General features: G+C 72.3%; 8 protein-coding genes and 1 pseudogene. 7 read left to right on the top strand and 2 right to left on the bottom strand.

Annotated elements, in window-relative coordinates:
• The 7 genes and pseudogenes from GTW67_RS28460 to GTW67_RS28430 form a co-directional block, all read left to right on the top strand.
• Positions 1-851: alpha/beta hydrolase (locus GTW67_RS28460; protein WP_161167626.1), on the top strand; the 851-nt coding region annotated here is incomplete at its 5' end.
• A gap of 104 nt (positions 852-955) precedes the next feature.
• Positions 956-1,639 (top strand): annotated as a pseudogene (locus GTW67_RS28455) (type 1 glutamine amidotransferase domain-containing protein); the annotation flags it as partial.
• 63 nt (positions 1,640-1,702) lie between these two features.
• Positions 1,703-2,461: an SDR family NAD(P)-dependent oxidoreductase gene (locus GTW67_RS28450; protein WP_346010762.1), complete on the top strand. Its 759-nt coding sequence runs from the start codon at positions 1,703-1,705 to the stop codon at positions 2,459-2,461.
• 445 nt (positions 2,462-2,906) lie between these two features.
• The gene (locus GTW67_RS28445; protein ID WP_161167625.1) at positions 2,907-4,151 is read left to right on the top strand and encodes an NADH:flavin oxidoreductase/NADH oxidase family protein; all 1,245 of its coding nucleotides are present in this window, start codon (positions 2,907-2,909) and stop codon (positions 4,149-4,151) included.
• Between the two features lie 123 nt (positions 4,152-4,274).
• Complete coding sequence (locus tag GTW67_RS28440; RefSeq protein WP_161167624.1) at positions 4,275-5,195, top strand: acetoacetate decarboxylase family protein; 921 nt, start codon at positions 4,275-4,277, stop codon at positions 5,193-5,195.
• Positions 5,196-5,210: 15 nt separating this feature from the next.
• Entirely contained in the window at positions 5,211-6,806 is a 1,596-nt protein-coding gene (locus tag GTW67_RS28435; protein WP_161167623.1) for a succinic semialdehyde dehydrogenase, read from the top strand.
• A gap of 114 nt (positions 6,807-6,920) precedes the next feature.
• Positions 6,921-7,532, top strand: a complete 612-nt coding sequence (locus GTW67_RS28430; protein ID WP_161167622.1) for a TetR/AcrR family transcriptional regulator — start codon at positions 6,921-6,923, stop codon at positions 7,530-7,532.
• A gap of 62 nt (positions 7,533-7,594) precedes the next feature.
• Here GTW67_RS28430 and GTW67_RS28425 read toward each other — a convergent pair whose 3' ends face one another.
• Positions 7,595-8,815, bottom strand: a complete 1,221-nt coding sequence (locus GTW67_RS28425; RefSeq protein WP_161167621.1) for a beta-ketoacyl-[acyl-carrier-protein] synthase family protein — start codon at positions 8,813-8,815, stop codon at positions 7,595-7,597.
• Between the two features lie 536 nt (positions 8,816-9,351).
• A partial coding sequence (locus tag GTW67_RS28420) for a beta-ketoacyl-[acyl-carrier-protein] synthase family protein (protein WP_161167620.1) occupies positions 9,352-10,333 on the bottom strand: 982 nt, incomplete at its 5' end.

Here is a 10,333-nt window from a genome sequence, read left to right as displayed (position 1 = left end):
TCGGTCTCCAGAGCGACGAGAGCGTGCCCCGGCCCGACGTCGACGAGGAGTGGGTCGACGTGGACGCCGGCGAGTGGGGCACGGTCCGCACCCGCATCATCCGCTCCAAGGGAGCCACCGGGCCACTGCCGGTCGTGGTCTACATCCACGGCGCCGGCTGGGTGTTCGGCGACGAGAAGACCCACGACCGGCTCTTCCGCGAACTCGTCGTGGGCGCCGGAGCGGCGGGCGTCTTCCCCGTCTACGACCGCGCGCCGGAGGCCAAGTACCCCACCCAGGTGGAACAGAACTACGCCGTGGGCCAGTGGGTCCTTCAGCACGGAGCGGAGCACGGCCTGGACACCTCGCGCATCGCCGTCACCGGCGAGTCGGTCGGCGGCTGCATGTCCGCGGTGTTCGCGCTGATGAACAAGGAACGCGGCGGCATCGACCTCAAGGCGCAGGTCCTCCTCTACCCGGTGGCAAACGCCGACTTCGACACGCCGTCCTATCTCCAGTTCGCCGAGGGCTACTACCTCACCCGTGACGGCATGAAGTGGTTCTGGGACGCCTACACCAGTGACGACTCCCAGCGCGCCGAGGTGTACGCCTCCCCGCTCCAGGCATCCCTCGACCAGCTCCGCGGGCTGCCCACCACCCTGGTCATCACCGACGAGGCCGACGTGCTGCGCGACGAGGGCGAGCAGTACGCCAACAAGCTCCGCGAGGCCGGCGTCGACGTCACGTCCGTCCGGGTCGCGGGCATGGTCCACGACTTCCTCCTCCTGGACAGCCTGCGCGACACGCGCGCCGCCAACGTCGCCCGCAAACTCGCCGTCGACGCGCTCAGGACGGCCCTCCACGACGACTGAGGGCTCCCCACATCAGCCGCCTGGCGTGGCACGCGTGCCACGCCGGGCGGTCCTGCGCTCGTCCGGATGAACGTGTGCCGAGGCCCCATCGAGAGGAACACCCCATGACCCGCGTGCTGTTCGTCGTCTCCGCCGCCGACGGGTGGACCCTGGCAGACGGGACCGTTCACCCCACCGGCTACTGGGCGGAGGAGGTCGCCGAGCCCCACCGCGTCTTCCGCGAGGCCGGATGGGACATCACCGTCGCCACCCCCGGCGGCGTCGCGCCCACCCTCGACGGACTGAGCCTCGGTCCGGCCGGCGGCCTACCGCGCACCCGCAAGAAGGTCCGCGCCTACCTGGACTCGATCGCCGACGAACTGAACCACCCGGTCAGCCTCGACAGCGTCGACGAGTCCCGGTACGACCTCGTCTTCTATCCCGGCGGACACGCGCCGATGGAGGATCTCTCGGCCGACCCGGTCTCCGGGGAGCTGCTCACCCGGCGTCTGGCCTCCGGCCGGCCCCTCGCCCTGCTGTGCCACGCCCCCGCGGCCATCCTCGCCGCACGGAATCCCGACGGCTCGAATCCCTTCGCCGGCCGGCGCATGACGGGCCTGTCGAACACCGAGGAACGCCTCAACCGCTTCTCCCGCAAGGCCAAGTGGCTCCTTGAGGACCGCATGGTCGAGGCCGGCGTCCGGTACGACAAGGGCCGCGTGCCGCTGCGCCCGTACGTCGTCGTCGACGGGAACCTGTACACGGGGCAGAACCCGCAGTCCGCCACGGCCCTCGCCACCCGGCTCGTAGAGGCGCTCGGCACGCCGTCCACGGCCACCGGCCGACGCCCGCTGTCCTACCGGGGCACGACCGTGCTCGTCACCGGAGCCAGCTCCGGCCTGGGTGCCGAGCTGGCCCGCCGGCTGGCCGCGCGCGGCGCGCACCTGGTCCTGGTCGCCCGTCGTCGTGAGCGGCTCGACGAACTGGCCGCCGAGCTGTCCAGGGTTCACGCCGTCCGGGCCGAGGTCGTCACCGCCGATCTGGCGGCCCCCGGCGCGTCGGGACGACTCGTCGCGGACCTCGACGCGGCCGGGATCACCGTGGACTCCCTGGCGAACTGTGCGGGTTTCGGCCTCGGCGACGACTTCGTCGACGAGGATCCGGAGCGCATCTCCTCTCTGATCTCGGTGAACGTGACGGCGTTGACGGAGCTGACCCGTCTGCTCCTGCCGCGTCTGCTCGCGTCGGGGCGCGGGTTCCTGCTGAACGTGGCGAGCACCGCGGCCTACCAGCCGACGCCGGGCATGGCGGTCTACGGCGCGTCCAAGGCGTACGTCCTGTCCCTCACGGAGGCCATCGCCTCCGAGACCCGCGACAGCAACCTGCGTGTGCTGGCCATCAGTCCCGGCCCCACCCGCACGGAGTTCTTCGACGTCGCGGGCGGCGAGGGCCTCGCCGTCGGCCGCTTCCAGACGCCCTCGCAGGTCATCGACCTCGTGCTCGACGTCCTGGAGCGACGCAACGGTCCGGCGAGCGTCGTCTCCGGGTGGGCGAACCGCCTCTCGGCACGCGCCGCCACTCTCGCTCCGCGCCGCCTGACCCTCGCAGTGGCCCGGCGCGCGATCGACTGACCACGAGGAGACGACAGCCCTTGCGCAACGACGCCGCGGCGCACGGCTCGTCTTCGGTCACGCCGTCAGGCGGGCGAGGTGGCGACTCGCAGCACGTCCAGCAGCCCGCCGGGCGCGGAGCCGGCGTCGTCGTTCTGGGTTCGCCGGGCCGGCCACGGGATGGGAGCGATCCACGTCGATCCTCCTGCGCCGATCAGCCGGGAGTGGTGTGCCAGGGCCCGGCCGGTCCCTCTCCGACCCGCGTACGACGGCGGACTTCGGTGCGGCACTCCTGGCCGTCCGCCACCAGCGGAAGGGGCCCGCGGACCGTCCGGCAGACGCCGGTTGACGCCCATCGACCGTCCGCCTGCGACGCACGACACACGCCTCGATGTTTACAGTGATTACATCGGCCGCTATTGTGAGTGGTGCAAACATTTGTGCCACTCATGTTGGAGAGACCCGTATGACCAGCGAACTGTTCTCATCGCTACCCCTGCGCTCCGGGCAGGTACTGAAGAACCGGATCGCGAAGGCCGCCATGGAGGAGAACATGGCCGGTGACGGCCAGCTGCCCGACGAGCAGTTGCTCACCCTGTACCGGCAGTGGGCGGCCGGCGGCACGGGACTGCTGATCACCGGAAACGTCATGGTCCACGCCGAGGCGCTGACCGGCCCCGCCGGTGTCGTGCTCGACGAGGACGCCCCCCTGGCACCGTTCACCGAGTGGGCGAAGGCCGGCAAGTCCGGTGGCGGTGCGATATGGATGCAGATCAACCACCCCGGCCGCCAGGTGGCCTCCGACATGCCCGGCGTGGTGTGGGGGCCGACCGACATCGGCGTCAGCCTGGGCAAGCACAGCAGCCGCTTCGGCCGCCCGACCGCCATGACCCCGCAGCAGATCCAGGAGACCGTGGCGCGGTACGCGACGACCGCGCGCCGCGCCGAGCAGGCTGGCTTCGACGGTGTCGAGGTCCACGCGGCACACGGCTACCTGCTCTCCCAGTTCCTGTCCCCGCTGGTCAACAAGCGCACGGACCAGTGGGGCGGATCCCTGGAGAACCGCGCCCGGATGCTGCTCGACATCGTCCGCGCCGTCCGCGCCGCCGTCTCCCCCTCCTTCGCCGTCGCGGTCAAGCTCAACTCCGCCGACTTCCAGCGCGGCGGATTCGACGCCGACGACGCCCGCCAGGTGATCGCGATGCTCGAACCCCTCGGCGTCGACCTGGTCGAGCTCTCCGGCGGCAGCTACGAGAGCCCCGCCATGACCGGCCGCTCCACCGACGCCCGCACCCAGGCCCGCGAGGCCTACTTCCTGGACCTCGCCAAGGATCTGGTCACGACCAGCCCGCTCCCGCTGATGCTCACCGGCGGCATCACCAAGCGCGCGACCGCGGAGCGGGTCCTCGCCAGCGGCGTGGCCGTCGTCGGCATGGGCACCGCGCTCGCCGTCACCCCCGACCTGCCCGTCCGCTGGAGCCGGGGCCGCGAGGCCGACCGGCAGATGCGGCCGGTGAACTGGGCCGACAAGGCCCTCGCGTCCGCCGCGAGCATGGCCCAGGTGCGCCACCAGATGCGCCGCCTCGCCCGCGGAAGCAGCCCCAGGCCGGGCACCCACCCGGCGATCGCCCTGATCTCCGAACGGCGCAGGCAGCGCACGGCACTGCGCGGCTACCGCGCCTGGCTGTCGAAGCGCCAGAGCGCGGCCTGAGCGGTGCCGCTCAGCACTGAGGGCCACATGGACCCCCTTCCATGTTGACGTCGCAAACATAGCGCCCTACAGTCAACCCGATCCAATGTATACGCCGCTTACATCCAAGTGAGGAAACACGTCATGCCGTCGAACCAGCAGGACGTCGTCAAGGTCGATCTGGGAGGCCGCGAGGTCGCGGTCCCCAAGGGCGGCCTCTACGACCGCTACCGCATGAGCCCCGACCTCGACGCGATCGACCGGGACCCGCGCGTCAGCGGCGTGGACTTCTTCCGGAAGCTCCCGAAGATCAAGGTCGACTCCCCGATCGGCCCCACGCTCACCCCGAACTTCTACTACAGCATGTCGTCGGCCCGGCTCACGATGCTCGCGCCGTCCCGCGCGATCCGCGCCCGGCTGCCCGAGGAGCTGTCGCCGCTGGAGGTCGTGCCCGGCCTCGGCCTGGTCTCGGTCATGTTCTTCCGCTACGACGTGTGCGACATCGACTTCTACACCGAGGCGGCCGTCGGCATCGCGGTCAAGCCCGCCCGGCACGGCAAGCTCGGCTTCTTCGACCTCGTCACCGGCCTGAAGAACGAGCACCTCGACTCCTACGTCCTGTCGCTGCCGGTCAACTCGGAGATCGCGCAGGTCCGCGGCCACGACGGCTACGGCTTCCCCAAGTGGGTCACCGGCCTGGACGTCGACATCAACCACCACCGGACGACCGCCCGCGTGGCCAACGACTCCGGCGGTGTCGACCTGTCGCTCCTGGCCAACACCCCCACCCAGAGGGCCTACGTGAGCGGGGAGCGCGTCGGATCGCTGACCTCGTACACGAAGATCGACGGCGCGTGGCACTCCACCCTGAACCAGACGAACGTGCTGAACGCCGGCACGACGCGCGGCACCAGCGGGATCGCCCTCCAGCTCGGTGAGGGCCGTATGTCCGACGACCTGCGGTCCCTCAAGCCGAAGCGGACCATCCAGTTCGACGTCATGACCGAGGGCCAGGCCGCTCTGCACATGCCGGTCCCCACCTCCGTCCACAGCCGAAGCAAGTAACGAAGGAGCCCCGCCATGGCCACCGCACCCGCCGGCCCGACGACCGCCCGCCGCCTGGGTCTTCCCGCCTCCGTCACCCCGTCCTTCCTCCAGCGGCTGTCCACCCAGGTCTCGGCCGCACCGGACGCCGCACGGGTCACCACCAGCGCCCCCTACACCGGCGTCCCCCTGGCCGACTTCCCGGTCTCCACCCCCGACGACGTCGAGGCCGCGTTCGTCCGCGCCCGCACCGCGCAGAAGACGTGGGCCGCCACGCCGATCGCGGAGCGCAAGAAGATCCTGCTGCGCTACCACGACCTGATCCTGGCCCGCCAGGACGAGGCGCTCGACCTGATGCAGGCCGAGAACGGCAAGACCCGCCGCGACGCGTTCCTCGAAGTGGTCGACATCGGCATCGTCTCCCGCTACTACGCACGCAACGCCGCCAAGTACCTCGGCCCCAAGCGCCGCCGCGGCGCGATCCCGCTGCTCACCCACACCACCGAGCTGCGCCACCCCAAGGGCGTCGTCACCGTCGTCTCGCCGTGGAACTACCCGCTGAGCATGGCCGCCAGCGACACCATCGCCGCCCTCATGGCCGGCAACGCCGTCGTCCAGAAGCCCGACACCCAGACCGCCCTGACCGCGCTGTGGTCGATGGACCTCATGTACGAGGCCGGCCTGCCGAAGGACGTGTGGCAGATGGTGATCGGCCGGGGCAGCTCCATCGGCGACGCGCTGATGAACAACGCCGACTACATGATGTTCACCGGCTCCACCGCCACCGGACGCCAGATCGCGAGCGACGCGGGCCGGCGTCTGATCGGCGCCTCCCTCGAACTCGGCGGCAAGAACCCCATGATCGTCCTCGACGACGCCGACATCGAGAAGGCGGCCGACGGTGCCGTGGCCGCCTGCTTCCCCTCCACCGGGCAGCTGTGCGTCTCCGTCGAGCGCCTGTACGTCGCCGAGTCGATCCGTGACGAGTTCGTCGCCGCGTTCACCCGGCGCACCAAGAACCTCAAGATCGGCGCCGCCTACGACTACAGCGTGGACTTCGGCAGCCTCACCACCCCGGCCCAGCTCAGGACCGTCACCGAGCACGTGGACGACGCGGTGGCCAAGGGCGCCACCGTGCTGGCCGGCGGCAGGGCGAGGCCCGACCTGGGACCGCTGTTCTACGAACCGACGATCCTCACCGACGTCACGCCCGAGATGACCCTGTACGGCCACGAGACCTTCGGCCCCGTCGTCTCTGTCTACACCTACCGCGACGCCGACGAGGCCGTCTCCCTGGCCAACGCCACCGCGTACGGCCTCAACGCCAGCGTCTGGAGCCGCAACGGAGCCCGCGGCCGGGCCGTCGCCGCCCGTGTCCACGCCGGCACCGTCAACGTCAACGAGGCCTTCGCCGCAGCCTGGGGCAGCATCGACGCCCCGATGGGCGGCATGGGCGACTCCGGGCTCGGCCGCCGCCACGGCGCCGACGGCATCCTCAAGTACACCGAACCGCAGACCATCGCCCACCAGCGCATCCAGGGCTTCTACCCGCCGTCGGGCATCAGCCCCGAGTCCTGGGCAGGTCTCCTGACCGGAGCGCTCAAGGTGCTCAAGGCAGCCGGAGTCCGCTGACACGGCGGCTGTCGTACGGCAGCCGCCCGGATCGGGGCCGCGATCACTTACGATGTATGCGGCGTTCACATATGAGAGGGAATGTGGACATCGTAAACATTAAGGATGTGTCCTATGCCTCCGACCGGCACCTACCATCACGGCGATCTGCGCGCCGCCTGCCTGCAAGCCGCGCGCGAACTCCTCGAGGAGGACGGCAGCGCGGGACTCTCGCTGCGCGCGGTCGCCCGGCGTGCCGGGGTGTCGGCCACGGCCCCCTACCGCCATTACGCGGACCGCGAGGCGCTCGTCTCCGCCGTCGCCGCCGAGGGCTACCGGGAACTGGCCGGGCACCTGGCCGCCGCCCATCCCGCGCCCTCGACGCCCGGCGAACTCGCCGATGTCGCCGTCGCCTACGTCCGGTTCGCGCTGGAGCACCCGGCGCTGTTCCGGGCCATGTTCGCCGAGCCCTGCGATCCGACCAGCGAGGAGCGGGTCGCCGCGACCGCCGCGATCTCGGAGTACGTCCGCGGCATCGTCCGGGCCACCTTCCCCGGTGTGGACGCCGAGGCGCTGTCCACCACGGTGTGGGCCCTCGTCCACGGTCTGGCGTTCCTGCATCTCGACGGCAAGCTCGACGCCTCCTCCCCTGAAGTCGTCGCCGCCCAGGTCCGGTCCGCCGTCCACGCGCTGTTCAACGCGTCCCCGGCGATGGCGCAGTCGGCGACCGCGCGGACAGCGGGGTAGGCCGCCGGCACCGGCCCGAGGTCGAGGTCCCGGTGCGAACCAACGCCGGTGCCGGCGGTCGCTCACGGCGTGGTGAGGACGAGGACCGTGTTCTGGCCGCCGAAGCCGAAGGAGTTGCTGACGACCGCGTTCAGGGACGCGGGGCGCGGGGCGCCGGTGACGACGTCCAGTTCCAGGCCGGGTTCCTGGCGGGTGAGGTTGGCGGTGGGCGGGATGGTCTGGTGCTCCAGGGTCAGGACGCTCAGGGCTGCCTCGACGGCGCCGGACGCGCCCAGGCAGTGGCCGAGGATGCTCTTCGCCGCGGTGACCGGGGGCGGGGTGCCGCCGAAGGTCCGCAGCAGGGCCTTGGCCTCGGCGGCGTCGCCGGCGGGCGTGGAGGTGCCGTGGGCGTTGACGTGGCCGATGTCCGCTGGGGCGCAGCCGGCTTGCAGTAGGGCGGCGCGCAGGGCCTGCTCGGCGCCCCCGCCGTCGGGGTGGGGCGCGACCGGGTGGTGGGCGTCGCTCGTCGCCGCGTAGCCGCGCAGGAGGGCGCGGGTGCGGGCGCCTCGGGCCAGGGCGTGGTCGGGGTGTTCCAGGACGAGCACGGCGGCGCCCTCCGACAGGACGAAGCCGTCGCGGCCGGTGTCGAAGGGACGGGACGCCGCCCGCAGGTCGGGATTGCGGGACAGGGCGTGCAGCTGGGTGAAGCAGGTGGCGGTCATGCGGCTGCGTCCGGATTCGCTGCCGCCGGCCAGGATGATGTCGCAGGCGCCGGAGGCCAGGAGGTCCCTGGCCACGCCCAGGGCGGTGGCCCCGGAGGCGCAGGCGCTGGACACGGTGAAGTTGGGGCCGCGCAGGCCGAGGTCGATGGCGACCTCGGCGGCGGCGGAGCTGGGCACGCTGCGGGGCAGTGCCAGGGGTGAGACGCGGGTGGGCTGTTCCCGGTCGAGGAGGCCGAACTCGCGGGCGTAGGTCTCCAGGCTGTTGCTGCCCACGCCGAGGACGACACCGATGCGGGTCGGGTCCGGGGCGCCGGCTTCGAGTTTGGCGTCGGCCGCGGCCTGGCGGGCGGCGGTGAGGGCGAGTCGGGTGAAGCGGTCCAGGCGCCGGGCCAGGCGGCGGCCGTGCGCGGCGAGGGGGTCGAGGTCGTCGATGTGGCAGGAGTGGTCGACGGGCAGTCCGGCCAGGACCGGGTCACGGCGGGCGAGGCTCTCGCCTCGCAGCACGCGGGCCCAGGTCTCCTCGGTGGTGGGTCCGGCCGGGGTGATCATTCCGATGCCGGTGACGGCGGCTTCAAACACCATGGCGGACGCTCCCGGGCCGAGCAGGGCCGGTGGTGCCGGCCCAGTGGGGGTGGGCAGGCTCGGGACTCGGCGACGGACGCATTCCCCGCGCCGCACTCGTCCGGCGTCCGCATGCGCGTCCGCGTGTCGGGCATCGGCTCGCGGTGGCCCCGGAGGCGGCGGCCGGACCGATGGCGATGGCCGTTCCGGTAGCGGCCGGGACGATGGCGGCAGCCGGACCGGTGGCGAAGGCCGACCCGGTAGCGATGGCCAACCCGGTGGCGGCAGCCAGACCGATGGCGGTGGCCGGACCGGCAACAGCCGGGACGATGGCGGCAGCCGGAGCCGTGGCGACGGCCGGACCCATGGCGGCAGCCGGACCGATGGCGATGGCCAGCCCGGTGGCGACGGCCGCCCCGTTAGCGGCCGCACCGATGGCGGCAGCCGGGCCGACGGCGACAGCCCGTGGATGCGGCAGGGCGTCACCGGCCGGGGCCGGGCAGAGGACGGTGGTCATCGGCGTACGTGGGATCTTCCGTGGGCGGCGGACGGCGTGGTCAGGGGCGGCGGAAGACGGCGACGGAGTTGTGGCCGCCGAAGCCGAAGGAGTTGGTGATCACCGCGTGCAGGGACGCCGAGCGGGGCCGGCCGGTGACGATGTCCAGCTCCAGGCCGGGTTCCTGCCGGGTCAGGTTCGCGGTGGGCGGGATGAGCCCGTGATGCAGGGTCAGCACACCGCAGACGGCCTCGATCGCTCCGGCCCCGCCGATGGCGTGTCCGAACACGCTCTTGTTCGCGGTGACGGGAGGCGGGTCGGCGAAGACCTGGCGCAGCGCGCGGGCCTCGGCCCGGTCGTTGAGGGCCGTCGAGGTTCCGTGCGCGTTGACGTGGCCGATGTCGCCCGGCGCGAGGTCCGCGTCGCCGAGGGCCACCCGCATGGCGCGCGCGGCGCCGTCGCCGTCGGGATGGGGGGCGACGCAGTGATGGGCATCGGCGGTCGAGCCGTAGCCGGCGAGTTCGGCGTAGACGGGGGCGGAGCGGGCCCGGGCGTGACCCGAGCGTTCCAGGACCAGGGCGCCCGCTCCCTCGCCGAGGACGAAGCCGTCGCGGTCGGTGTCGAAGGGCCGCGAGGCGGCCGCCGGGTCCTCGCGCCGCTCGGAGAGGGCACCCATGCGCCAGAAGGAGGCGGAGCCCACCGGGCAGCGCGGGGAGTCGGCCCCGCCGGCCACCACGATGTCGCAGGCTCCGGCGTCCAGCAGGAGTTTGGCCGCGCCCAGAGCCGCGGTACCGGAGGCGCAGACGGTGCTGGTGCACATGGTCGGCCCCGTGGCGCCGAGGTCCAGGCTGACCTCGCCGGCGGCCATGCCGGGCTGGCTGCGGGCGACGAGACTGGGCGAGAGGGTGCTGTAGCGGCCCTCGACGATCTTCGTGTACTCGCGGGTGTGGTCGAGCGCGGTCCCGCCGACGCCGATGACGACGCCGACCCGGGTGCCGTCCCACTCCTGCGGAAAGAGACCGGCGTCGGCGACGGCCTCCCGG

It is taken from the genome of Streptomyces sp. SID5910 (assembly GCF_009862125.1).
GTDB lineage: Bacteria > Actinomycetota > Actinomycetes > Streptomycetales > Streptomycetaceae > Streptomyces.
Note: the sequence above shows the minus strand (reverse complement) of the source record. Positions and strands in the feature narration are given on the sequence as shown.

Coding starts and splice junctions, on each gene's coding strand:
- GTW67_RS28435 (WP_161167623.1), top strand. CDS start 5,211: ATGGCCACCGCACCCGCCGGCCCGACGACCGCCCGCCGCCTGGGTCTT.
- GTW67_RS28440 (WP_161167624.1), top strand. CDS start 4,275: ATGCCGTCGAACCAGCAGGACGTCGTCAAGGTCGATCTGGGAGGCCGC.
- GTW67_RS28425 (WP_161167621.1), bottom strand. CDS start 8,815: ATGGTGTTTGAAGCCGCCGTCACCGGCATCGGAATGATCACCCCGGCC.
- GTW67_RS28445 (WP_161167625.1), top strand. CDS start 2,907: ATGACCAGCGAACTGTTCTCATCGCTACCCCTGCGCTCCGGGCAGGTA.
- GTW67_RS28430 (WP_161167622.1), top strand. CDS start 6,921: ATGCCTCCGACCGGCACCTACCATCACGGCGATCTGCGCGCCGCCTGC.